This is a genomic window from Ramlibacter alkalitolerans, assembly GCF_016722765.1.
Taxonomy (GTDB): Bacteria; Pseudomonadota; Gammaproteobacteria; order Burkholderiales; family Burkholderiaceae_C; genus Ramlibacter; species Ramlibacter alkalitolerans.
In genome coordinates, this window is record NZ_JAEQND010000007.1 from 121,571 (window position 1) to 146,005 (window position 24,435).

21 protein-coding genes, 1 tRNA gene and 1 pseudogene are annotated in these 24,435 nt (G+C 67.1%); 14 read left to right on the forward strand and 9 right to left on the reverse strand.

The features are described from left to right. Positions 1-31: 31 nt before the first annotated feature. The 4 genes from proB to rplU all read right to left on the reverse strand — a co-directional run bounded on the left by proB (position 32) and on the right by rplU (position 2,940). Positions 32-1,177 (reverse strand): glutamate 5-kinase, encoded by a 1,146-nt coding sequence (gene proB, locus JI746_RS13575; protein WP_201690160.1) that lies wholly within the window; start codon positions 1,175-1,177, stop codon positions 32-34. After that, a complete protein-coding gene (cgtA, locus tag JI746_RS13580) occupies positions 1,174-2,250 on the reverse strand; it encodes an Obg family GTPase CgtA (protein ID WP_201690162.1) in 1,077 nt (358 codons plus the stop codon). Before cgtA ends, proB begins: the two co-directional genes overlap by 4 nt. Before the next feature lie 99 nt (positions 2,251-2,349). After that, a complete protein-coding gene (rpmA, locus tag JI746_RS13585) occupies positions 2,350-2,613 on the reverse strand; it encodes a 50S ribosomal protein L27 (protein ID WP_201690163.1) in 264 nt (87 codons plus the stop codon). A 12-nt stretch (positions 2,614-2,625) separates the two neighbouring features. After that, positions 2,626-2,940, reverse strand: a complete 315-nt coding sequence (rplU, locus tag JI746_RS13590; protein WP_201690164.1) for a 50S ribosomal protein L21 — start codon at positions 2,938-2,940, stop codon at positions 2,626-2,628. A 135-nt stretch (positions 2,941-3,075) separates the two neighbouring features. On the opposite strand from rplU, the gene JI746_RS13595 reads away from it, so the two are divergent. From JI746_RS13595 to JI746_RS13630, 8 genes are all read left to right on the forward strand, one after another. Further along, positions 3,076-4,119, forward strand: coding sequence for a polyprenyl synthetase family protein (locus JI746_RS13595; RefSeq protein WP_408004099.1), 1,044 nt, complete (start codon positions 3,076-3,078; stop codon positions 4,117-4,119). Between the two features lie 31 nt (positions 4,120-4,150). Beyond that, a tRNA-Pro gene (locus JI746_RS13600) sits at positions 4,151-4,227 on the forward strand. Between the two features lie 226 nt (positions 4,228-4,453). Next, positions 4,454-6,187: a type IV-A pilus assembly ATPase PilB gene (gene pilB / locus JI746_RS13605; protein ID WP_201690165.1), complete on the forward strand. Its 1,734-nt coding sequence runs from the start codon at positions 4,454-4,456 to the stop codon at positions 6,185-6,187. Positions 6,188-6,214: 27 nt separating this feature from the next. After that, positions 6,215-7,429, forward strand: a complete 1,215-nt coding sequence (locus JI746_RS13610) for a type II secretion system F family protein (protein WP_201690166.1) — start codon at positions 6,215-6,217, stop codon at positions 7,427-7,429. Continuing rightward, positions 7,429-8,289 carry a prepilin peptidase gene (locus JI746_RS13615; RefSeq protein ID WP_201690167.1) on the forward strand — a complete coding sequence of 287 codons (861 nt, stop codon included), beginning with the start codon at positions 7,429-7,431 and terminating at the stop codon, positions 8,287-8,289. Before JI746_RS13610 ends, JI746_RS13615 begins: the two co-directional genes overlap by 1 nt. A 7-nt stretch (positions 8,290-8,296) precedes the next feature. Further along, positions 8,297-8,899, forward strand: coding sequence for a dephospho-CoA kinase (gene coaE, locus JI746_RS13620; RefSeq protein ID WP_201690168.1), 603 nt, complete (start codon positions 8,297-8,299; stop codon positions 8,897-8,899). 34 nt (positions 8,900-8,933) lie between these two features. Next, positions 8,934-9,686 carry a cell division protein ZapD gene (zapD, locus tag JI746_RS13625; protein ID WP_201690169.1) on the forward strand — a complete coding sequence of 251 codons (753 nt, stop codon included), beginning with the start codon at positions 8,934-8,936 and terminating at the stop codon, positions 9,684-9,686. A 7-nt stretch (positions 9,687-9,693) separates the two neighbouring features. Beyond that, a complete protein-coding gene (locus JI746_RS13630; RefSeq protein WP_201690171.1) occupies positions 9,694-9,909 on the forward strand; it encodes a DNA gyrase inhibitor YacG in 216 nt (71 codons plus the stop codon). 104 nt (positions 9,910-10,013) lie between these two features. Here the strand turns inward: JI746_RS13630 and JI746_RS13635 are convergent, their stop codons facing one another. The 5 genes from JI746_RS13635 to JI746_RS13655 form a co-directional block, all read right to left on the reverse strand. Next, complete coding sequence (locus JI746_RS13635) at positions 10,014-10,493, reverse strand: NUDIX domain-containing protein (protein WP_201690172.1); 480 nt, start codon at positions 10,491-10,493, stop codon at positions 10,014-10,016. Next, entirely contained in the window at positions 10,490-11,365 is an 876-nt protein-coding gene (locus JI746_RS13640) for an ATP-binding protein (protein ID WP_201690173.1), read from the reverse strand. The genes JI746_RS13635 and JI746_RS13640 overlap by 4 nt, the downstream gene beginning before the upstream one ends. 2 nt (positions 11,366-11,367) lie before the next feature. Beyond that, positions 11,368-12,594, reverse strand: coding sequence for a bifunctional glutamate N-acetyltransferase/amino-acid acetyltransferase ArgJ (gene argJ, locus JI746_RS13645; RefSeq protein WP_201690174.1), 1,227 nt, complete (start codon positions 12,592-12,594; stop codon positions 11,368-11,370). Positions 12,595-12,658: 64 nt separating this feature from the next. Next, the gene (locus tag JI746_RS13650; RefSeq protein WP_201690175.1) at positions 12,659-13,099 is read right to left on the reverse strand and encodes a rhodanese-like domain-containing protein; all 441 of its coding nucleotides are present in this window, start codon (positions 13,097-13,099) and stop codon (positions 12,659-12,661) included. A gap of 32 nt (positions 13,100-13,131) precedes the next feature. Further along, positions 13,132-13,917: a fumarylacetoacetate hydrolase family protein gene (locus tag JI746_RS13655; protein WP_201690176.1), complete on the reverse strand. Its 786-nt coding sequence runs from the start codon at positions 13,915-13,917 to the stop codon at positions 13,132-13,134. Positions 13,918-14,085: 168 nt separating this feature from the next. Here JI746_RS13655 and JI746_RS13660 point away from each other — a divergent pair, with 168 nt between their 5' ends. The 6 genes and pseudogenes from JI746_RS13660 (at position 14,086) to JI746_RS13685 (ending at position 24,234) form a co-directional block, all read left to right on the forward strand. Continuing rightward, positions 14,086-15,207, forward strand: coding sequence for a TRAP transporter substrate-binding protein (locus JI746_RS13660; RefSeq protein ID WP_201690177.1), 1,122 nt, complete (start codon positions 14,086-14,088; stop codon positions 15,205-15,207). 75 nt (positions 15,208-15,282) lie between these two features. After that, on the forward strand, positions 15,283-15,900 hold the full coding sequence (locus tag JI746_RS13665; RefSeq protein WP_201690179.1) for a TRAP transporter small permease subunit: 618 nt from the start codon (positions 15,283-15,285) through the stop codon (positions 15,898-15,900). After that, complete coding sequence (locus JI746_RS13670) at positions 15,897-18,017, forward strand: TRAP transporter large permease (RefSeq protein ID WP_201690180.1); 2,121 nt, start codon at positions 15,897-15,899, stop codon at positions 18,015-18,017. The genes JI746_RS13665 and JI746_RS13670 overlap by 4 nt, the downstream gene beginning before the upstream one ends. A gap of 166 nt (positions 18,018-18,183) precedes the next feature. Then, the gene (locus tag JI746_RS13675) at positions 18,184-19,509 is read left to right on the forward strand and encodes a cation:proton antiporter (RefSeq protein ID WP_201690181.1); all 1,326 of its coding nucleotides are present in this window, start codon (positions 18,184-18,186) and stop codon (positions 19,507-19,509) included. A gap of 75 nt (positions 19,510-19,584) precedes the next feature. After that, on the forward strand, positions 19,585-22,878 hold the full coding sequence (gene icmF, locus JI746_RS13680; protein ID WP_201690182.1) for a fused isobutyryl-CoA mutase/GTPase IcmF: 3,294 nt from the start codon (positions 19,585-19,587) through the stop codon (positions 22,876-22,878). Between the two features lie 232 nt (positions 22,879-23,110). Next, positions 23,111-24,234, forward strand: a pseudogene (locus JI746_RS13685) (IS630 family transposase). The last annotated feature ends 201 nt before the right edge of the window (positions 24,235-24,435 follow it).

Genomic DNA, 24,435 nt, shown 5'->3' on the forward strand with positions numbered 1-24,435 from the left:
CGCTGCCGCGGGTCACCACCAGCCTACGAAATCACCGGGTCAACACCAGATTGGTCCGGTGGATCATCTCCGGCTCCGCCATGTACCCGAGCAGCTTCTCGATCTCGCTCGAAGGCTTGCGGCACAGGATGCGCGCCTCGGCCGAGGCGTAGTTCGCCAGCCCGCGCGCGATCTCCTGGCCGGCCGGATCGCGCACCGCGATCACCTCGCCGCGAGCGAAGTCGCCCTCCACCGCCGTCATGCCAATCGGCAGCAGGCTCTTGCCGTCCGAACGCAGCTTGGCCACCGCGCCGGCGTCGACGGTGACAGCGCCGCGCAATTGCAGGTGGTCCGCCATCCAGCGCTTGCGGGCCTGGCTCTTCTGCGTCGGCGCGACCAGCAGCGTGCCGATGACCTCGCCGCGCACCAGGCGCAGCAGGCAGTCCGGCTCGCGGCCCCAGGCGATCACCGTGGAGGCGCCGGAGCGCGCAGCGCGCGATGCGGCCAGCACCTTGGTGATCATGCCGCCCTTCCCGATGCTGGAGCCTGCGCCGCCCGCCATCTGCTCGAGCGACGGGTCGCCGGCGCGCGCGACATCGATGAAGCGCGCCTCCGGGTCCTTGCGCGGATCGGCGCTGTACAGGCCCTTCTGGTCGGTGAGGATCACCAGCAGGTCGGCCTCCACCAGGTTGGCCACCAGGGCGCCGAGCGTGTCGTTGTCGCCGAACTTGATCTCGTCGTTGACGACGGTGTCGTTCTCGTTGATCACCGGCACCACCCGCAGCGACAGCAGGGTGACGAGCGTGGAGCGCGCGTTGAGATAGCGCTCGCGGTCCGCCAGGTCCGCATGCGTGAGCAGCACCTGGGCCGAGGCCATGCCCTGCTCGCGCAGCTTGGTCTCGTACATGTGCGCCAGGCCCATCTGGCCGACGGCGGCGGCCGCCTGCAGTTCGTTGAGCTCGCTGGGCCGCGCCTTCCAGCCCAGGCGCTTCATGCCTTCGGCGATCGCGCCGCTGGAGACCATGATCACTTCGCGCCCGTCGGCGGCCAGCGCCGCGAGCTGGCGGCTCCATTCGCCGATGGCGCGCTCGTCCAGCCCCCGGCCTTCGTTGGTGACGAGGCTGGAGCCCACCTTCACGACGATGCGCCTGGCTTCGCGCAAGGCCTGCGTCGCGTCGCGTTCGCTGCTGCTATTCATGATGGCGCATTGTCGTCGGAGGCGAAGCGCGGGTCGACCTCCACCGGCGCGTGCTGCGCGACCTGCAGCGCGTGGATGTGCTGCCAGATGGCCTTGATCAGCGGCTCGCAGCCTTCGCGCGTCAGCGCACTGATCTCGAACACCGGGCCCTTGTACCGGAAGCGCTTGACGAAGTCCTTCACGCGCGCCGCACGTTCTTCCTGCGGCACCATGTCCAGCTTGTTCAGCACCAGCCAGCGCGGCTTCTCGTGCAGCGCCGGGTCGTACTTCTTCAGCTCCGCGACGATCGCCTTCGCCTGCGCCACGGGGTCCACGCCCTCGTCGAAGGGCGCGATGTCCACGACGTGCAGCAGCAGGCGCGTGCGTTGCAGGTGGCGCAGGAACTGGTGGCCCAGGCCCGCGCCTTCGGCCGCGCCCTCGATCAGCCCCGGCACGTCGGCGACGACGAAGCTCTGCTCGGGTCCGACCCGCACCACCCCGAGGTTCGGGTGCAGCGTCGTGAAGGGATAGTCCGCGATCTTGGGCCGCGCGTTCGACACCGCCGCGATCAGCGTCGACTTGCCGGCATTGGGCATGCCGAGCAGGCCGACGTCGGCCAGCACCTTCAGTTCGAGCTTCAGGTTCTTCTTCTCGCCGGGCCAGCCGGGCGTCTTCTGGCGCGGCGCCCGGTTGATCGAGCTCTTGAAGCGCATGTTGCCGAAGCCGCCGTCGCCGCCCTTGGCGATCATGATCTTCTCGCCCGGCTGCAGCAGTTCGTACAGGACCTCGCCGGTCTCGGCGTCGGTGATGATGGTGCCCACCGGCATCTTCAGCACGATGTCGTTGCCCATGGCGCCGAACATGTCGGAGCCCATGCCGTGCTCGCCGCGCCCGGCCTCGTGGCGGCGCGAGAAGCGGTAGTCCACCAGGGTGTTGAGGTTCGGGTCCGCCACCGCCCACACGTGGCCGCCGCGGCCGCCGTCGCCCCCGTTCGGGCCGCCGAACTCCTTGTACTTCTCGTGGCGGAACGAGACGCAGCCGTTGCCGCCATCGCCGGCGGCGATGTCGATGAATGCCTCGTCAACAAACTTCATGTCTCGGTCCTCTGCAAAGCACAAGGCCCCGACTTGTCGGGGCCTTGCTTGGGCCCCGCGATTCCGGGGCTATTCCAGACCTGGCGGAACGGAGCGAACTCAGGCCGCCAGCGGGATGACGCTGACCTGGTGCTTGTTCAGCGCGCCCTTGGTCTCGAACTTGACGTTGCCGTCCACCAGGGCGAACAGCGTGTGGTCACGGCCCACGCCGACGTTGGTGCCGGGGTGGAACTTGGTGCCGCGCTGGCGCACGATGATGGAACCGGCGGTGATCAGTTCACCGCCGAAGGCCTTGACCCCCAGCATCTTCGGCTGGGAATCGCGCCCGTTTCGCGTAGAGCCGCCGCCTTTTTTCTGTGCCATTTGTCCTGCTCCTCAAGCGCCGGCGATGTCGCCGATCTGCAGTTCGGTGTACTGCTGGCGATGACCCTGGTGCTTCTGGTAGTGCTTGCGACGACGCATCTTGAAGATGCGCACCTTGTCGTGCTTGCCGTGCGCCACGACCGTGGCCTTCACCGTGGCACCGGATACCAGGGGCACCCCGATCTTCAGGTCGCCGCCGTTGCCGACTGCGAGAACCTGGTCGATGGTGATTTCCTGGCCGATGTCCGCAGCAATCTGTTCTACCTTGATCTTGTCGCCGGAAGCAACACGATACTGCTTGCCTCCGGTTTTTATGACCGCGTACATGGATGACCTCTTTAGGAACGGCCTCGTGGGAGGCCTCGAATTGGGCCCGCAAAGGCCCTCCAGTCTTCCCGGAACCAGCTCCGGAAAAGCCCTCGATTATAGCGTAGTTGGCGGGCGCTCACAAGATGGCCGCCGATGCGCGGGAGGAGGCAGGAACCCCCTTCTTATAATCCCGGCAACTCTTCGGGTTTTCCCTTGACCGATTCTTCCCCCACCTCCGCCACCGTCCTGTCCCTGATCGCCGACGACATGCGCGAGGTGGACGCAGTGATCGCCCGCCGCCTGGACTCCGGCGTCCCCCTGGTCGGCCAGGTGTCGCACTACATCATCTCCTCCGGCGGCAAGCGCCTGCGCCCCGCGCTCCTGCTGATGGTGTGCGGCGCCCTGGGCTACCGCGGCGAGCAGCGCTTCAACCTCGCGGCCGTGGTGGAGTTCATCCACACTGCCACGCTGCTGCACGACGACGTGGTCGACGAATCCACCCTGCGTCGCGGCCGCGCCACCGCCAACGAGAGCTTCGGCAACCCCGCGAGCGTCCTGGTGGGCGACTTCCTCTATTCGCGCGCCTTCCAGATGATGCTGGACGCCCACGACATCCGCGTGATGGAGATCCTGGCCGACGCGACCAACGTGATCGCCGAGGGCGAGGTGATGCAGCTGATGAACATGCACGACCCCGAGCTCGACGAGCCGGCCTACGTGCAGGTGATCCGCTCCAAGACCGCCAAGCTGTTCGAGGCGAGCGCGCGCCTGGGCGCCGTGCTGGCGCGGGCCACCCCGCAGGTGGAACAGGCCTGCGCCGACTACGGCCAGGCGCTGGGCACCGCCTTCCAGGTGATCGACGACGTGCTCGATTACACGGGTGCCACCGCCGAAATGGGCAAGAACCTCGGCGACGACCTGCGCGAAGGCAAGGTGACGCTGCCCCTCATCGCCGCCATGCGCCGCGGCAGCGCCGCCCAGCGGGACCTGATCCGCCACGCCGTGGAGACCGGCGGCCTCGAGGAACTCGATCACATCATGGCCATCGTGCGCGAAACCGGGGCCCTGGAAGTGGCGCACGAGGCGGCCGCGGCGGAAGCGCAACGCGCCATGTCAGCAGCGCTTCAGCTCCCGCACAATGACCATGCTCAGGCTTTGGTACAATTGGCGGCTTCGCTGCTCGTGCGGCGCTACTGAAGGAATTCAGCACGCGTCGCGGCACGGAAATCGGGGTGTAGCTTAGCCTGGTAGAGCGCTACGTTCGGGACGTAGAGGCCGGAGGTTCGAATCCTCTCACCCCGACCAGTCTCCTGATCCGCGGGTCGTTGCACCTTCGGAATGGAGCACGGTCGTTGCAAGTCATGCCGCGGATGCAGCATCATTCGCAGGCCCCCGTGACTTCCTACCAACGTCCGGCGTTCACGTCAGCCTCTCGCATTTACTTCAACTCGGCTTTTCGGGATGATCAGGCCTGATCCCCTATCTTTGGGCTCAGACTGTTGTCGTCTGAGCTTCGCAACGTCAATCATCCATGGCCGCAGTCGATCCCGCCCTTGAAGCCTCAGCCGTCGCGCTGCCTGGCCTTGGCCGCGCGCTCGTGGTGGCCGGCAAGCTGGGGCAGAAGGCCGCGGAGGAAATCTTCCGCAAGGCCAAGGCCAACCGCACCAGCTTCATCGCCGAACTCACCGGTTCCGGCGCGGTTTCCGCGTTCGACCTGGCGCACACCATGTCCACGGCCTTCGGCGCACCGCTGCTGGACCTGGAGGCCATCGACACGCTTCGCCTGCCCAAGGGCCTGCTCGATCCGAAGATCTGCCAGGAGATCCGGGTCGTCGTGCTCTCCAAGCGCAACAACCGCCTGATCGTCGCCACCGCCGACCCGTCGGACCAGCAGGCGGCGGAAAAGATCAAGTTCGCCACCCAGATGGGCGTGGACTGGGTCATCGCCGAATACGACAAGCTGATCAAGATGGTGGAGGCGCAGGCCACCACGGCCACCGAGGCCATGGACAGCATCATCGGCGACGACTTCGAATTCGACGAGTCGTCGATGGAGCAGAACGTCGTCGAGGACGACGCCGGTGCCGCTCCGGACGTCGACGACGCGCCGGTCGTCAAGTTCCTGCACAAGATGCTGCTCGACGCCATCGGCGCCCGCGCATCGGACCTGCACTTCGAGCCTTACGAGCACATCTACCGCGTGCGCTTCCGCATCGACGGCGAGCTGCGCGAGATCGCCGCGCCGCCGGTGGCCATCAAGGACAAGCTGGCCTCCCGCATCAAGGTGATCTCCCGCATGGACATCTCCGAGAAGCGGGTGCCGCAGGACGGCCGGATGAAGCTCAAGGTCGGCCCCGACAAGGTGATCGACTTCCGCGTCTCCACGCTGCCCACGCTGTTCGGCGAGAAGATCGTGATCCGGATCCTGGATCCGAGCAGCGCCAAGCTGGGCATCGAGGCCCTGGGCTACGAGAACGAGGAGAAGGCGCGCCTGATGACGGCCATCGGCCGGCCCTACGGCATGATCCTCGTGACCGGCCCGACCGGCTCGGGCAAGACGGTGTCGCTCTACACCTGCCTGAACCTGCTGAACAAGCCCGGCGTGAACATCTCCACCGCGGAAGACCCGGCGGAAATCAACCTGCCGGGCGTCAACCAGGTGAACGTGAACGACAAGGCGGGCCTCACCTTCGCGGCGGCGCTGAAGTCCTTCCTGCGGCAGGATCCGGACATCATCATGGTCGGCGAAATCCGCGACCTGGAAACCGCCGACATCGCGATCAAGGCCGCCCAGACGGGCCACCTGGTGATGTCGACGCTGCACACCAACGACGCGCCGACCACGCTCACCCGGATGCGCAACATGGGCATCGCGCCCTTCAACATCGCATCCTCGGTGATCCTGATCACGGCGCAGCGCCTGGCGCGGCGCCTGTGCGCGCAGTGCAAGCAGCCCGCCGACATCCCCTACGAGAACCTGATCGACGCGGGCTTCCGGGAGGAGGACGTCGACGGCACCTGGACGCCCTACCGCCCGGTGGGCTGCAGCGCCTGCAACAACGGCTACAAGGGCCGGGTCGGCATCTACCAGGTGATGCCGATCAGCGAAGACATGCAACGCATCATCCTGGCCGACGGCAGCGCCCTGGAGATCGCCGAGCAGGCCCGCAAGGAGGGCGTGCGCAGCCTGCGCGAGTCCGGCCTGCACAAGGTCCGGCTGGGCCTGACTTCCCTCGAGGAAGTGCTGGCCGTCACGAACGAATAACAGCGCAAGGACGCAAGAGGAGCCCCCATGGCCACGGCAGCGACAAAGATCGCGGAATTCGTCTTCGAATGGGAAGGACGGGACCGCAACGGCAAGCAGGTGCGCGGCGAGACGCGCGCCGCCGGCGAGAACCAGGTCAAGGCGTCGCTGCGGCGGCAGGGCGTCAACCCGACCAAGATCCGCAAGCGCCGCATGCGCTCGGGCGCGAAGATCAAGCCCAAGGACATCGCGATCTTCACCCGCCAGCTCGCCACCATGATGAAGGCCGGCGTGCCGCTGCTGCAGGCCTTCGACATCGTCGGGCGCGGCAACTCCAATGCCAGCGTGACCAAGCTGCTCAACGACATCCGCACGGACGTCGAGACCGGCACCTCGCTGTCGGCGGCGTTCCGCAAGTACCCGCTGTACTTCGACAACCTCTACTGCAACCTGGTGGAAGCCGGCGAAGCCGCCGGTATCCTGGACAGCCTGCTGGACCGCCTCGCCGTGTACATGGAGAAGACGGAGGCGATCAAGTCCAAGATCAAGTCCGCCCTGATGTATCCGATCTCGGTGGTGGTGGTCGCACTGGTCGTGGTCGCGGTGATCATGATCTTCGTGATCCCGGCCTTCAAGGAAGTGTTCACCTCCTTCGGCGCCGAGCTGCCCGCTCCCACGCTGTTCGTGATGGCCATGAGCGAGATGTTCGTCAAGTGGTGGTGGCTGATCTTCGGCGGCATCGGCGGCGCGCTGTACATGTTCCTGCAGGCGTGGAAGCGCAACGAGAAGGTCCAGATGGTGATGGACCGCCTGCTGCTGAAGATGCCGCTGTTCGGCGACCTGATCTACAAGTCGGTGATCGCCCGCTGGACGCGCACCCTGTCGACCATGTTCGCCGCCGGCGTGCCGCTGGTGGAAGCGCTCGACTCCGTGGGCGGCGCCGCCGGCAACTCGGTGTACGAGATCGCCACGCAGAAGATCCAGCAGGAAGTCTCCACCGGCACCAGCCTCACGGTGGCCATGCAGAACACCAACGTGTTCCCGTCGATGGTGCTGCAGATGTGCGCGATCGGCGAGGAATCCGGCTCGATCGACCACATGCTGGGCAAGGCCGCCGACTTCTACGAAGCGGAGGTCGACGACATGGTGGCCGGCCTGTCCAGCCTGATGGAGCCGATGATCATCGTGTTCCTGGGCAGCCTGATCGGCGGCATCGTGGTGTCCATGTACCTGCCGATCTTCAAGCTGGGTTCCGTGGTCTGATGCTCGCCTCGTTCGGGGTGGAGGCCGTCGTCGCCGGCGTCCTGGGGCTGCTCGTGGGCAGCTTCCTCAACGTGGTGATCCACCGCCTGCCCCTGATGCTCGAGCGCCAATGGGCGGCGGAATGCGCCGATCTCAGCGGCCAGCCGGTGGAGCAGCAGGAGGCCTTCAACCTCGTGGTGCCGCGCTCGCGCTGCCCGCATTGCGGCCACCAGATCCGCTGGTTCGAGAACATCCCGGTGGTGAGCTGGCTGGCCCTGCGCGGCAAGTGCTCGCAATGCCGCCACGGCATCAGCGTCCGCTATCCCGTCGTCGAACTGGTCACGGCCGCCTTCTTCGCGCTCTGCGGCGCGCGCTGGGGCCTGACGCTGCAGGCAGGCGCCTGGGCCGCGTTCGCCGCCCTGCTGATCTGCCTGTTCCTGATCGACATGGATACGCAGCTCCTGCCGGACGACCTGAACTACGCGCTGCTGTGGCTCGGGCTGCTCGTCGCGGCGTCCGGCTGGACGGTGCCGCTGGCCTCCGCGGTGTGGGGCGCGGCGCTCGGCTACCTGGTGTTCTGGGGCATCTTCCAGGCCTTCAAGCTCGCCACCGGCAAGGAAGGCATGGGCTACGGCGATTTCAAGCTGCTGGCCGCCCTGGGCGCCTGGCTGGGGGCGGAATACCTGCTGGCCGTCATCCTGCTGTCGTCCGTCGTCGGCGCCGTGATCGGCGTGGTGCTGCTGGTCGTGGGCAAGCTCGCCCACAAGGACATCCCGATGCCCTTCGGGCCCTACCTGGCCGGCGCCGGCCTGCTGTGCCTGGCCCTGAGCCCCGCGGCCCTGCCCGCGCTGCTCCCCTTCGCCTTCCCCTTCGGCCGGTGAGGACAACTTGCCCAGGCGCATCGGGCTCACCGGCGGCATCGGCAGCGGCAAGAGCACCGTGCTGGCGATGCTGCAGGCGCTGGGCGCGGCGGCGATCGATGCCGACGCCATCTCGCGCGCGACCACCGCACCCGGTGGCGCCGCGATCCCGCTGATCGCGCAGCGCTTCGGCGCCGACTTCATCACGGCCGATGGCGCGCTGGACCGCGCCCGCATGCGCGAGCGCGCCTACGCGCAACCGCAGGCGCGGCGCGAGCTGGAACAGATCATCCATCCGCTGGTGGGCGCCGAGGTGCAGCGCCAGGTGGAGGCCGCGCAGGCGGCGGGCGCGCGCTGCATCGTGTTCGACATCCCGCTGCTGGTCGAATCCGGCCGCTGGCGCGCACAGCTCGAACGGGTGCTGGTGGTGGATTGCGAACCGGAGACGCAGGTGGCGCGCGTCGTGGCGCGCAGCGCCCTGGCCCCCGAGGAAGTGCGCGCGATCATCGCGGCGCAGGCCCCGCGGGCGCTGCGGCTGGCGGCGGCCGACCTCGTGATCTGCAACGAAGGGCTTTCGCTGGAGGCGCTGCGCAACGTTGTGGAACAGGCGGCACGGTCCTTCGGGCTATGATGCCGTCCGTCCCCGCCCGTCGTCCACCCGTCGCGTGATCCTCTACGAATATCCCTTCAACGAACGCATCCGGACCTACCTGCGGCTGGAACACCTGTTCCGCCGCCTGGGCGAACTGATTCCGCGCAGCCATCCGCTGGACCACCACTACGCGCTGACCACCATCTTCGAGGTGATGGACGTGGCCGCGCGCGCGGACCTCAAATCCGACGTGCTGAAGGATCTCGAGCGGCAGAAGAGCATGCTCAATGGCTATCGCGGCAATCCGGGCGTTTCGGAAGCCGTGCTGGACCAGGTGATCGGCCAGCTCGAGGGCTGCTTCAGCACCGTCAACAACACGCCGGGCAAGGCGGGCCAGCCGCTCACCGAGAACGAATGGTTGATGAGCATTCGCAGCCGCGCGAGCATCCCGGGCGGCACCTGCGAATTCGACCTGCCCTCGTACTACGCGTGGCAGCACCATCCGGCGGAGCAGCGGCGCGCGGACCTGGAGCGCTGGGCCTCCACGCTCGGCCCGCTGGCCGAGTCGATCTACCTGCTGCTCAAGCTGCTGCGCGATTCGGGTTCGCCGCAGAAGGTGATCGCCAATGGCGGCCAGCTGCAGCAGGCCTTGCCGCAGGGGCGGACCTTCCAGCTGCTGCGCCTGCGCATCGACCCCACGCTCGGCCTGGTGCCGGAGATCAGCGGCAACCGCCTGATCGTCGCGGTGCGCCTCATGCGGCAGGACAACGACCGGCTGTTCCCCAGCACCGACAACGCCCCCTTCGAACTGACTCTCTGCGCCTGAGACGGCCATGGCGATGCGACCCGAGAAACCGGTGAAGCGGCACATCGTGCGCTGCCCGCAATGCGGCGGCGACAGCGTGTACGGGCCCGAGAACCGCTATCGGCCCTTCTGCAGCGAGCGCTGCAAGAACATCGACCTGGGCGCCTGGGCGAGCGAAAGCTTCCGCGTTGCGGACGAGACGCCGCCGGACGACCTGCCCTTTGGTGACCCGAAGGAGCAGTGAAGGCGGACAACCGGAACGCAAAAGCCGCAAAAGTGCGCAAAAGCCGCGAAAGGATTCGGGTTGTCCTTTTGCGGTCTTTGCGAGGCTTTTGCGGCTTTTGCGTTCTAGCTGCCTGAGTGCGTCGCGCCGGCGAACCCACGCTCCCCGGCGAACCACTTCAGCACCGGCACGGTCCCCGGCAGCACCGGCCGCACCGTCACCGGCAGCTGCTGCCACGCGCACTGCTGCCCTTCGTGCATGTGCAGCTCGCCGCTCCACTCGTACACCTTGCAGAAATGCAGGCGCACCAGCGCGTGCGGATAGTCCACGCGCTCGACGCGCCAGGGATGCACGGCGCCTATCGTGAGTCCGATCTCCTCCTGCAGCTCGCGCCGCAGCGCCTGCTCCACCGTCTCGCCCGGCTCCACCTTGCCGCCCGGGAATTCCCAGTAGCCCTCGTAGACCTTGCCGGGCGGACGCGACGTGAGCAGGAACGCGCCGTCGGCACGGATCAACACGCCCACGGCGACCGCGACCTCCTTGCGTCCGGGCCCGCCCTCGCGCGGGCGATCGCCGTCGGCCACCAGGACCGGTGCTTCGCTCACGCGTGGTGCCGTCCTGCGTAATCGCGCGCGAACTGGTAGGCCACGCGGCCGCTGCGCGAGCCGCGCTCCAGCGCCCACACCAGCGCCTGCGGGCGCGCCGCGGCGATGTCCGCCTCGGGCACGCCGAAGTGCTGCAGCCACGTCGCCGTGATGTGCAGGTATTCCTCCTGGCTGAAGGGATAGAAGCTCACCCACAGGCCGAAGCGCTCGGACAGCGAGATCTTCTCCTCCACCACCTCGCCAGGGTGCACCTCGCCATCCTCGGTGTGCGTATACGTGAGGTTCTCCTTCATGTACTCGGGCAGCAGGTGGCGCCGGTTGCTGGTGGCGTAGATCAGCACGTTGGGCGTGGAAGCGGCCACCGAGCCATCGAGGATCGACTTGAGCGCCTTGTAGCCCGCCTCGCCCTCCTCGAAGCTCAGGTCGTCGCAGAAGATCATGAACTTCTCGGGCCGGCCGGACACCACGTCGACGATGTCGGGGAGATCCGTGAGGTCCGCCTTGTCCACCTCGATCAGCCGCAGCCCCTGCTGCGCATACGCATTGAGGCAGGCCTTGATCAGGGAAGACTTGCCGGTGCCGCGCGCACCCGTCAGCAGCACGTTGTTGGCCGGATGGCCCTGCACGAACTGCAGCGTGTTGCGCTGGATCTTCTCCTTCTGCGGCTCGATCTCCTTCAGGTCGTCGAGCGCGATCGTGCCCACGTGGCGCACCGGCTCCAGCACGCCATGGCCGCTGGCGCGCTTGCGATAGCGCCAGGCGATCGCGCCATTCCAGTCGGGCGCCGACAGCGGCTGCGGCAGGATCGCCTCGATGCGACCGAGCAGTTGCATGGCGCGGTCGATGAGGACGTCGAATTTCTCTTGGGTCATCACTAGGAACGGTAATCGGCGTTGATGCTCACGTACTCGTGGCTGAAGTCGCAGGTCCAGACCTGGTCGGCGGCACCGCCGCGGCCCAGGCCGACCCGCACGGTGATCTCCTGCTGCTTCATCACGCGCTGCCCGTCTTCCTCGCGGTAGGCGGGATGCCGCCCGCCCCGCGTGGCAACGTGCACGTCGTCCAGGTGCAGCTCGATCTTCGTCTGGTCCAGGTCGGCGATGCCGGCATAGCCGACGGCGGCCAGGATGCGCCCGAGGTTCGGGTCGCTGGCGAAGAACGCCGTCTTCACCAGCGGCGAATGGGCGATCGCATAAGCCACCTGCCGGCATTCGGCGGCGTCCCTGCCGCCTTCCACCCGCACGGTGATGAACTTGGTCGCGCCCTCGCCATCGCGCACGATCGCCTGCGCCAGCAGGCGCGCCACTTCCAGCATCGCTTCCTTGAGCGCCGTGCCCGTGGGCGTGTGCAGCGAGGTGATCACCGGGTGCTGCGCCTTCTGGGTGGCGATGACCACGAAAGAGTCGTTGGTGGACGTGTCGCCGTCGACCGTCACGCGGTTGAACGAACCCTCGGCCAGCTCGAACGCGAGTTGCGGCAGCAGCCGCGGATCGATCTGCGCATCGGTGGCGAGGAAGCCCAGCATGGTCGCCATGTTCGGCCGGATCATGCCCGCGCCCTTGCTGATGCCGGTGATCGTCACCGTGGCACCCTCGATGCGAACCTGCCGGCTGAAGGCCTTCGGCACCGTGTCGGTGGTCATGATGCCTTCGGCGGCGCGCAGCCAGTGCGCCGGCTGCGCATCGGCGATCGCCGCCGGCAGGCCCGCCTCGATGCGCTCCACCGGGAGCTGCTCCATGATCACGCCGGTGGAAAAGGGCAGGACCTGCGCGGGTGCCACTTGCAGCAGCCTGGCGGCCGCGGCGCACGTGGCGCGGGCCCGCGCGAGCCCCTCCTCGCCGGTTCCGGCGTTCGCGTTGCCGGTGTTGATCACGATCGCCCGGATGTCGCCCGCCAGCAGGTGCTCCCGGCACACCTGCACCGGCGCCGCGCAGAAGCGGTTCTGGGTGAACACGCCGCCGACGGCCGTGCCTTCGTCGAGCAGGACGACGGTGAGGTCCTTGCGATTCGCCTTGCGGATGCCGGCTTCGGCGACGCCGATGCGAACGCCCGGAACCGGGTGCAGCGTTGCCGCGCCCGGGGCGCTCAGGTTGACTGCCATGGAATGCCCTTGTGATGAAGAGAAGTGCGGTGGACCCCTGCCTGCACGGGGGTGACGGGATGGATCAGCCCTGCCGCCACGGCAGCCCGCGCCGGCGCCAGCCCCCGCGCGTATCGCGATGCCCCTGCTCGTCGGGGTCGCCCTGGAAGCCCTCGAGGATGTTGTAGGCCTGGTAGCCGAGTTCGGCAGCCCGCCGGGACGAGGCGACCGAACGCACGCCGCTGCGGCACAGCATGACGATGCGGCTGCCGGCCGGCACCTGGGCGCGCAGCTGCTCGTCGAAGTCGGCGCGCACCTGCATGCCCGGCCAGTGCTTCCACTCGATGGCGATCGCGCCGGGGATGTAGCCCACCCAGTCGCGCTCGGCGTCGGTGCGAATGTCAACCAGAACCGCCTGGCCCGACTGCCACCAGCGGCACGCGAGTTCGGGCGTGACGTCGCCGGCGTAGCCCTCGGCGGGCCGGGGCGGGTCGAGGTCGTCCGGGGAGGAAGCGGCGGCGTTCATGGCGTGGATTCTGCCAGCGCCGCCGCCCCGGATCACACGATCCGGACCTGCAGGTTGGGCAGCTTGTCGATGTGGATCTCGATCACGTCGCCCTTCACCACCGGCCCGACGTTCTCCGGCGTGCCCGAGTAGATGATGTCGCCAGGGAACAGTTCGTTGGCTTCGGAGAGGTGGGCGATCTGCTCGGCGACCGACCAGATCATCTGGTTCAGGTTGGCGTTCTGCTTGACCTGCCCGTTCACCTTCAGCCAGATCGCGCCCTCGCGGAAGTGGCCGGTCTGCGCCGCGGTGTGCATCGGCCCGAGCACCGCCGAGTGGTCGAAGCTCTTGCCGATCTCCCACGGCTTCTTCTGGTCGCCCATGGCGCGCTGCAGATCGCGGCGCGTCATGTCGAGGCCCAGCGTGTAGCCCCACACGTGGTCGAGCGCGCTGGCGACCGGGATGTTGCGGCCGCCGCGGCCGATGGCGGCCACCAGCTCCACCTCGTAGTGGTAGTTCTTCGTCAAGCTGGGATAAGGGTGCGCCCCTACGGTCCCGGGTGCCACGAACTGGATCGCGTCGGTGGGCTTCTGGAAGAAGAACGGCGGTTCACGGTTGGGGTCGGAGCCCATCTCGATCGAGTGCGCGCGGTAGTTGCGGCCGATGCAGTAGATGCGGCGCACCGGGAACGCCATGTCGGAGCCCGCCACGGGAATGGTGCTGTCCGCCACGGCGAAGGGGGTGCGCCCGCTGCCCGCGGCGCCGCCCATCGCAGCGCAGCCGCCGAGGCCGGCAGCCGCCATGGCTGCGGACCCCTGGAAGAAACGCCTTCTTTTCATCTTCACGTTGTTGTCTCCTGGATGTGGGGATGTGCGGGTCCACGGTTGACAGCCATCCGTCAGGAAACTGCGTCATTCGGAGCTAGCCGATCCGTGTAAACCCTCTCGGCGCTTGTAAGTGCCGAATCAAAGATAGCCCGTCGCATAAACCAACGCAAGGAGACAAGCATGAGCGAGATGAAAACCCCCCGCCGTCGCGGTCTGCTGAAGGGAGCCGCCGTTGCCGCCGGTGCCATGTCGGCCCCGATGGTCTCCATGGCGCAGACGACGTCCTTCCGCTTCCAGAGCACCTGGCCAGCCAAGGACCTGTTCCACGAGTTCGCCAACGACTTCGCCAAGAAGGTGAACGACATGGCGGGAGGCCGCCTCAAGATCGAGGTGCTGCCTTCGGGCGCGGTGGTCCCCGCGTTCCAGCTGCTCGAAGCCGTCAACAAGGGCACGCTCGATGGCGGCCACGGCGTGGTGGCGTACCACTATGGCAAGAACTCCGCCCTGGCGCTGTGGGGCTCCGGCCCGGCCTTCGGCATGGACCCGAACATGGTCCTGTCCTGGCACTACTACGGCGGCGGCAGGGCGCTGCTGGACGAGATCTACAAGTCCATCAACATGGACGTGGTCTCGTACCTGTACGGCCCGCAGCCCTGCCAGCCCCTGGGCTGGTTCAAGAAGCCGGTCGCCAACGTCGCGCAGTTCAAGGGCCTGAAGTACCGCACCGTGGGCCTCGCGGTCGACATGTTCAAGGAACTCGGCGCCTCCGTGAACCCGCTGCCCGGCGGTGAGATCGTGCCCGCGCTGGACCGCGGCCTCATCGACGCGGCCGAATTCAACAACGCGAGCTCCGACCGCATCCTCGGCTTCCCCGACGTGGCCAAGAACTGCATGCTGCAGTCCTTCCACCAGTCGGGCGAGCAGTTCGAGATCCTGTTCAACAAGACGAAGTACAACGCGCTGCCCGCCGACCTCAAGGCGATCATCGACTACGCGGTCCAGGCTGCGAGCGCCGACGAATCCTGGAAGTTGATCGACCGCAACTCCAAGGACTACATCGAGCTGAAGACCAAGGACAAGATCGCCTTCTACAAGACGCCCGATTCCATCCTGCGCGCGCAGCTGGAGGCCTGGGACAAGGTGGTGGCCGCCAAGTCCAAGGAAAACCCGTTCTTCCAGAAGGTGCTGGCCTCCCAGCGCGCCTTCGCGGAGCGCGCCGTCCAGTGGCAGAACGACTATTTCGTCGACTACAAGATGGCTTTCAACCGCTACTTCCGCCAGGCCGGCGGCAAGAAGACCTGATCGGGCGGGCCGGCGAAGGGGGCGGCGCCAGCCGCCCTTTTTTTGACCGGGATGGGCCTGCGATGAAGGATAACTATGCAGAAACTATTACTGGCCATCGACCGGTTGTCCACCTGGATCGGGCAGCTGTTCGCCTGGGCGATCGTCCTCCTGACGGGACTGATCTCGTGGGAGGTTTTCTCCCGCTATGCGCTCGACAAGCCGCACGGCTGGGCGCTGGACGTGCAGATCATGCTGTACGGCATCCTGTTCATGATGGCCGGCGCCTACACGCTGTCCAAGAACGGGCACGTGCGCGGTGACGTGCTGTACGGCTTCTTCCGGCCGCGCACGCAAGCCACGCTGGACCTGATCCTGTACATCCTGTTCTTCCTGCCCGGCGTGATCGCGATGACGTACGCCGGCTGGGTCTACTTCGGTGAGTCGCTCGCCATCCGGGAGACCACCTTCAACGCGGACCCGATCCCCGTCTATCCGTTCAAGTTCTTCATCTCCTTCGCAGGTGCCATCCTGCTGCTGCAGGGCCTCGTCGAGATCGCGCGCTGCGTGATCTGCATCCGCGAAGGCCAGTGGCCCTCGCGCGAACAGGACGTCGAGGAAGTGGACGTCGACAAGCTCAAGGCGATGGTGCACGCCGATCCGCACTCCGAACTGGCCGCGCCGCCCGCCGAGCGTGGAGGGGGACCGCTGTGAAAATCCGCAAGGAACTCTGGTTCGGCTTCTCGCTGATGGCGGTGATCGTCAGCGCCGCCCTCTACATGCTGGTCAGCGTCGAGCACATCGAGCGCGGCCACATCGGCCTGCTGATGCTCTCCCTGGTGGTCGTGGCCATCATGCTGGGCTTCCCCACTGCCTTCACGCTGATGGGCATGGGGATGATCTTCACCTGGCTCGCCTACAACAGGAACACGACGCACACGCTGGACCTGATGGTGCAGGCCACGTTCAAGACGATGGGCAACGACGTGCTCATCGCCATCCCCTTGTTCGTGTTCATGGGCTACATCGTCGAGCGCGCGAACCTGATCGAGCGCCTGTTCAAGAGCATCCACCTCGCACTGGCGCGCCTGCCCGGCGCCCTGGCGGTGGCCACGCTGGTGACCTGCGCGATCTTCGCCACTGCCACCGGCATCGTGGGGGCCGTCGTGACGCTCATGGGCCTGCTGGCGATGCCTGCGATGCTCAAGGCGGGCTACAGCGTGCGGCTGACGGCCGGCTCCATCACGGCGGGCGGATGCCTGGGCATCCTGATCCCGCCCTCGGTGCTGCTGATCGTCTACGGCGCGACCGCCGGCGTTTCCGTGGTGCAGCTCTATGCCGGGGCCTTCTTCCCCGGCCTGATGCTCACGGGCCTGTACATCATCTACGTGATCTTGCTGGCCAAGCTGAAGCCGTCGATCGCACCGCCGCTGACGGCCGAAGACCGCTTCGTTCCGCTGCCTCCCATGACGCAGCGGATCACGAACCCCAATGGCACGCAGTACGCGCTGGCAGGCCTGGTCGCGGCGCTCAAGGGCCGTCGCAACCACGACGTGCCCACCCGCTACCTGGCGGGGCAGCTGGCACTGGTGTTCGCGCCGCTGCTGCTGTTCGTGTTCGCCTCGCTCTGGAGCTACAAGCTCGTCACCGAGCCGCTGGAGGCCGAGGCCCAGTACGAGAGCCTCACCCGCATGGGCGAGGGTGGCCCCTCTGCCCTGCGCAGCAACGCGGGCGGGCTCGCGGAGCCCCCGGCCGCGGGCGGGCTGGCGGAACCGCCTGCTGCCGGCGGCCTGGCAGAGCCCCCGGCGAGCGGTGGGCTGGCGGAGCCCCCGGCGGGTGGCAGCCTCACCGAACCGCCGGCGGATCCCGCGGCGCCGGGCAGCTTGGCGGAGCCTCCCGCCCAAGGCGGGGTCGCCGAACCGCCGGTGGCCAGCGGCGGCGTCAGCGAGCCTCCGGCCGCCGGCCGTGTCGCCGAGCCCTCCAGCAGCGTGCAGGATCCGGCGCTCTCCGGCAGCGTGCGCGAGCCTCCCGGCGCCGGGGCCGCGGCGACGGCCGCCCAGCCGGGCGCAGAGCGCGCCGCGCCGACCGGGTGGTGGATCACCTTGGGCGTGTTCGGCTTCCTGCTGGCGGTCTTCTACGCGCTGCTGAGCTTCGCGCGGCTGGAAGTGTTCAAGATGCTGCTGACCAGCTTCTTCCCGCTGATGGTGCTGATCCTGGCGGTGCTCGGTTCGATCGTCCTGGGTCTCGCCACGCCGACGGAGGCGGCCGCAGTGGGAGCGCTCGGCGGCTTCCTGCTCGCCATCGCCTACCGGCAGCTGACGTTCGACGTGATCAAGGAAAGCGTCTTCCTCACCGCGAAGACTTCGGCCATGGTGTGCTGGCTGTTCGTCGGCTCCGCGATCTTCTCGGCGGCCTTCGCGCTGCTGGGAGGCCAGGAGCTGGTGGAGCGCTGGGTGCTGGGCATGAACCTGAGCAAGACGCAATTCATGCTGCTGTCGCAGGTGATCATCTTCATCCTGGGCTGGCCGCTGGAATGGACCGAGATCATCGTGATCTTCATGCCGATCTTCGTGCCGCTGCTGGACAAGTTCGGCGTGGACCCGCTGCTGTTCGGCCTGCTGGTGGCGCTGAACCTGCAGACTGCGTTCCTGTCCCCGCCGGTGGCCATGTCCGCCTTCTACCTGAAGGGAGTGAGCCCGCCGCACGTGACCCTGAACGAGATCTTCATAGGGATGATGCCGTTCATGGGCATGCAGATCGTCGCGATCTTCCTGCTGTACGTCTGGCCGGAGGTGGGCCTGTGGCTGCCCTCCGTGCTGTACGCACGCTAGGAGTGTGGGCGAGGAAAGGCGGCTTCGGCCGCTTTTCCATTTCTGGAGCAGGAGAAGACGGCCGCGACATGGGTGGTGATGCAGAAGGCGCAGCGGCGTGCCGCCCGAACAGCTTGCGTCCTCGGCCCACAAGTTCCCCCTGATCGTCGCGCAAGAATCGACGCACATGGATTTCGCCCTCTGGTCGGTGATCGTCGGGATGCTGCTGGTGCTGATGGCGCTGGCCTCCACGGTCCTCAAGCGCCTGCCCCTCTCCACCGGCATGCTGTACCTGCTGGTCGGCATCGGCGTCAGTCCCCTGGGCCTCCACCTGCTGGCGCTGCAGCCGGGCACCGATTCGCGAATGCTGGAGCGCATGGCGGAAGTCGTGGTGCTGCTCTCGCTGTTCACCGCCGGGCTCAAGCTCAGCGCGGGGCTGCGCGACAGCCGCTGGGCGCTCCCCGTGCGGCTGGCGCTCAGCGCGATGGTCGTCACCGTGGGACTCATCGCGCTGGCGGCCTGGCTGCTGCTCGACCTGCCCCCGGGAGCCTGCGTGCTGCTGGGCGCGATCCTCGCACCGACCGACCCGGTGCTCGCCTCCGACGTGCAGGTGCACGAGCCCGGTGACCGCGACAAGCTGCGGTTCGCCCTGACCGGCGAGGGCGGCCTCAATGACGGCAGCGCCTTCCCCTTCGTGATGCTGGGACTGGGCCTGCTCGGCCTGCATGACCTGGGCACGGCCGGCTGGCGCTGGCTCGCCATCGACGTGCTGTGGGCCACGGCCGCCGGCCTGGCGACCGGCTGGATCCTCGGCATGGCCACCGGCCGGCTGGTGCTCCACCTGCGGCGCGAGCACAAGGAGGCGATCGGCCTCGACGACTTCCTGGCGCTGGGCCTCATCGCCCTGTCGTACGGTTGCGCGCTGCTGCTGCATGCCTACGGCTTCCTCGCCGTGTTCGCCGCCGGCGTCTCCCTGCGACGCCTGGAGCAGCGCGAAAGCAGCGGCGAGGTCGACGCGCGCTCGGTGCAACAGGCGCTGGTGGATCCGGACCGCAGCCTGGCCGAAAGCGCCGCGGTGGATCCGCGCCACGCGCCGGCCTTCATGGCGCAGGCGGTCCTGGGCTTCAACGAACAGGCCGAGCGCATCGGCGAGCTCACGATCGTGATCGCCGTGGGCGCCGTGCTGTGGGCCGTGGACTGGTCCAGCGCCGACTGGCGCTTCGTCGCGCTGCTGCTGCTGGTCATCCGGCCGCTCGCGGTGGGCCTGGGATTGGCGGGCGCGCGCGTGTCGCGCCGGCAGCAATGGCTGATCGGCTGGTTCGGCATCCGCGGGGTGGGCTCGCTCTATTACCTGATGTTCGCCATCAACTACGGCCTCCATCCGGCGCTCGCGCAGCGCCTGACCGCGCTCACGCTGGGCGTGATCGTGGTCTCCGTCGTCGTGCACGGCATCTCCGTCACCCCGCTGATGGCCGCCTACGAGAATGCGCTCGAGGCGCGGCGCAGGGGCTGATCAAGCCCTTCCGCCGCCCGTTGACGTTTACGTCAACGTAAACTAGGCTTCAGCTTCCCGCCGGAGAATCCCCGCATGACCGACCTGTCCGCCGAATACAAGGCGCTGGCGAACTATCGCCCGACCAACAAAGTCCGCTTCGTCACCGCCGCGAGCCTGTTCGACGGCCACGATGCCGCGATCAACATCATGCGCAGGATCCTGCAGGGCATGGGCGCGGAGGTGATCCACCTCGGGCACAACCGCAGCGTCGACGAAGTCGTCACCGCCGCCCTGCAGGAGGACGTGCAGGGCATCGCCGTGAGCTCGTACCAGGGCGGCCACGTCGAATACTTCAAATACATGGTCGACCTGCTGCGCGAGCGCGGCGGGGCGCACATCCAGGTCTTCGGCGGCGGCGGCGGCGTGATCGTGCCGGCCGAAATCCGCGAGCTGCAGGACTACGGCGTCGCGCGCATCTACAGCCCGGAGGACGGCCAGCGCATGGGCCTGGCCGGCATGATCGGCGAGATGGTGATGCGCTGCGACCAGGATCTGTCGGCGCTGGCGCCCAAGGCACTGCCCGCCATCGAAGGGCACACCGAAGCCAGCTGGCGCGCGCTCGCGCAACTGATCACCGGACTGGAAAACGGCAGCGCCGACGCCGAACTGGTCCAGGCCCTGCGGCTGCAGGCCGACCAGCGCAAGGCTCCCGTCCTCGGCATCACCGGCACGGGCGGCGCCGGCAAGTCCTCGCTCACCGACGAACTGATCCGACGCCTGCGCCTGGACCAGGACGACGCACTGCGCGTGGCGGTCATCTCGATCGATCCGTCGCGCCGCAAGACCGGTGGCGCCCTGCTGGGCGACCGCATCCGCATGAACGCCATCGGCCCCTGGCGCCAGGGCCCGCGCGTCTACATGCGCTCGCTGGCGACGCGCGAATTCGGCAGCGAGATCTCCGCCGCGCTGGGGGACGTGGTCGCCGCCTGCAAGGCCGCCGGCTTCGACCTGGTGATCGTGGAGACCTCCGGCATCGGCCAGGGCGACGCCGCCATCGTGCCGCACGTGGACATCCCGATGTACGTAATGACGCCGGAGTTCGGCGCGGCCAGCCAGCTCGAGAAGATCGACATGCTGGACTTCGCCGAGTTCGTGGCCATCAACAAGTTCGACCGCAAGGGCGCGGCCGACGCGCTGCGCGACGTGGCCAAGCAGGTCCAGCGCAACAAGCAGGCCTTCACGGTGCGCCCCGAGGAGATGCCGGTGTTCGGCACCATGGCAGCGCGCTTCAACGACGACGGCGTGACGGCCTTGTACCAGGCGCTCAAGCCGCGCCTGATCGAACTCGGCCTGCCGCTGCAGGAAGGGCGGCTGCTGCCGGTGGACGTGCGCCACAGCACCAACCAGACTCCGGTGGTGCCGCCGGCACGCACGCGCTACCTGGCGGATATCGCCGACACGGTGCGCGGCTACAAGGTCCGGGTGAAGCAGCAGGCGCAAATGGCGCGCGAGATCCAGCAACTGAGGGAAGCGGCGCGCATGCTGAAGGTGGACAAGCCCAGTCGATCGCCCGCCGCCGAGGCCACGCTGGACCTGGCCGCGCAGCGCCTGGCGCGCATGGACAAGGACGCCCTGCATCTGCTGAAGCAGTGGCCGGACATGCAGCAGGCCTACGCCGGCGACGAATACGTGGTGAAGATCCGCGACAAGGAGATCCGCACCCGGCTCACCTACAAGTCGCTCTCCGGCACCACGGTGCGCAAGGTCGCCCTGCCCCAGTATGAGGACCACGGCGAGATCCTCAAGTGGCTGATGCTGGAGAACGTGCCGGGCAGCTACCCCTACACCGCGGGCGTGTTCGCGTTCAAGCGCGAGGGCGAGGACCCCACGCGCATGTTCGCGGGCGAAGGCGATGCCTTCCGCACCAACAAGCGCTTCAAGCTGCTTTCGGCAGGCATGCCGGCCAAGCGCCTCTCGACCGCCTTCGACTCCGTCACGCTGTACGGCAACGACCCCGACCCGCGGCCGGACATCTACGGCAAGGTCGGCAACTCGGGCGTGTCGATCGCCACGTTGGACGACATGAAGGTGCTGTACTCGGGATTCGACCTGTGCGACCCGGCGACCTCCGTCAGCATGACCATCAACGGCCCGGCCCCATCGATCCTGGCGATGTTCATGAACACCGCCGTCGACCAGGCGGTGGAGAAGTTCGCCGCCGACAACGGCCGCGAACCCACCCACACCGAGACCGCCAAGATCAAGGAATGGGTGCTGGCCAACGTGCGCGGCACCGTGCAGGCCGACATCCTGAAGGAAGACCAGGGCCAGAACACCTGCATCTTCAGCACCGAGTTCTCGCTCAAGGTGATGGGCGACATCGCCGAGTACTTCGTGCACCACGACGTGCGCAACTTCTATTCGGTCTCGATCTCGGGCTACCACATCGCCGAGGCCGGCGCCAACCCGATCTCGCAGCTGGCCTTCACGCTGTCGAACGGCTTCACCTTCGTCGAGGCGTATCTCGCGCGCGGGATGCACATCGACGACTTCGCGCCGAACCTCTCGTTCTTCTTCTCCAACGGCATGGACCCGGAGTACACCGTGATGGGCCGCGTGGCGCGGCGCATCTGGGCGGTGGCCATGAAGGAGAAGTACGGCGCCAACGAGCGCTCGCAAAAGCTCAAGTACCACATCCAGACCTCCGGCCGCTCGCTGCACGCGCAGGAGATCCAGTTCAACGACATCCGCACCACGCTGCAGGCGCTGATCGCCGTCTACGACAACTGCAACTCGCTGCACACCAACGCGTTCGACGAGGCAATCACCACGCCAACCGAAGACAGCGTGCGGCGGGCCATGGCCATCCAGTTGATCATCAACCGCGAGTGGGGCCTGGCGAAGAACGAGAACCCGAACCAGGGCGCGTTCATCATGGACGAACTCACGGAGCTGGTGGAAGAAGCCGTTCTTTCAGAGTTCGAGCGCATCGCCGAACGCGGCGGCGTGCTGGGTGCGATGGAGACCGGCTACCAGCGCGGCCGGATCCAGGACGAGAGCATGCATTACGAGATGCTCAAGCACACGGGCGAACTGCCGATCGTCGGCGTCAACACCTTCCGCAACCCGCATGGGGATGCGGTGCACGACAAGCTGGAACTGGCGCGGTCGACCGAGGACGAGAAGCACAGTCAGCTGGCGCGCCTGCGGGAATTCCATGCGCGCAATGCGGGCGCCGCGCCGGCGATGTTGAAGCGCCTGCAGGAGGCGGTGATGGAGAACCGGAACGTGTTCGAGGTGTTGATGGACGCGGTGCGGGTGTGCTCGCTGGGGCAGATCACGGGGGCGCTGTTTGAGGTGGGGGGGCAGTATCGGAGGAATATGTGAGCGGTACCATACGCCGGGCCGCACATAGTGGGGAGATCTGATGGCGAGCACGTCCTGGGCCACCGTCGCTACGGGACAGCGGGCGTTCACCGAGCACGGGGCCATCATGGCGCCGTCCGTCCTGAACAGCCCGCGCGCCATCGAGGTGTCGATGTACGTGGTGCGCGCCTTCGTGCGGCTGCGTGAGCTAGTGTTCTGTCCCGTTAATTCGCAGGCACAAAGACTGCATGGGATGAGGCATCCTTGGAGGTGCCCCATGCCCAACGCATATACCCGTACGACGACGATCAGGCTGACCGAAGGCGAGCGAGCGGAGCTAGCTTCGATGGCCAGATCGCGATCGCTGCCGGCCGCATTGGCATTGCGTGCGCGCATCGTGTTGGCCTGTGAAGGGGAGGACAAGGCCAGCACCGACGTTGCACAAGCGCTCGGGATCAATCGGGCTACGGTGACGAAGTTGGCGTGGCCGCTATGCACGCGATCGGCTGCCCGGACTTTATGACGAGCTGCGTCCCGGCCGACCGCGCACGGTGGGCGAAGAGCGGGTTGCCGAGTTGATCAACAAGACGTTGCACACCAAGCCGGCCGATGGCGCGACGCACTGGAGCACGCGCACGCTGGCGGGCGAAACGGGTATCAGCAAGAGCACGGTCGCTCGCTACCTGCAAGCCTTTCAGCTCAAGCCGCATCGAGTGGAAAGCTTCAAGCTGTCGACTGATCCGTTGTGCATCGAGAAGCTGCGTGACGTGGTGGAGCTGTACCTGAATCCACCCGAGAACGCCTTGGTGCTGTGCGTGGACGAGAAGAGCCAGTGCCAGGCGCTGGAGCGCACACAACCGATGCTGCCAATGGGATTGGGCTACGTCGAAAGCGTCACCCATGACTACGTGCGTCATGGAACGACCACGCTGTTCGCGGCGCTGAACGTGCTGAATGGGGCGGTGCTGGCCAGCTGCAAGCCTCGCCACCGCCATCAAGAGTTTCTGTCTTTCCTGCGCGAAATCGACAAGGCCGTGCCGCAAAGAACTCGATGTGCACTGCGTGGTGGACAACTACGCCAGCCGCAAACATCCGAAGGTGCGTGCATGGCTGGCGCAGCGACCACGCTGGCAAATGCACTTTGTCCCGACTTACTCCAGCTGGCTGAATCAGGTTGAGCGCTTCTTCGGGATCATCACCGACAAGGCGATCCGTCGTGGCTCGTTCAAGAACGTCAAGGAACTGACCAAAAAGATCGACAACTTCGTCAGCCAGTACAACGAAAACTGCAAGCCGTTCACCTGGACGGCCACCGCCGATTCAATCCTTGAAAAACTCGCCCGACTCTGCGGGCGAATTACTGGGACAGCACACTAGGTGCCAACCACCAGGAGCTCGCCAAGCGGCTGGACGCGCTAGAAGAGAAGACCGAGGCGCTCGCGCTGCAGCACGACACATTCAGCCGCAATACCCGCGCGCAACTGAAGCAGGTGTTCGACGCCCTGCGCGAGTTGATGACGCCGCCCGAGCCGCCCAATCGCCCGATCGGCTTCGTGCCGCCAGAGGAGCGCAAGAAGG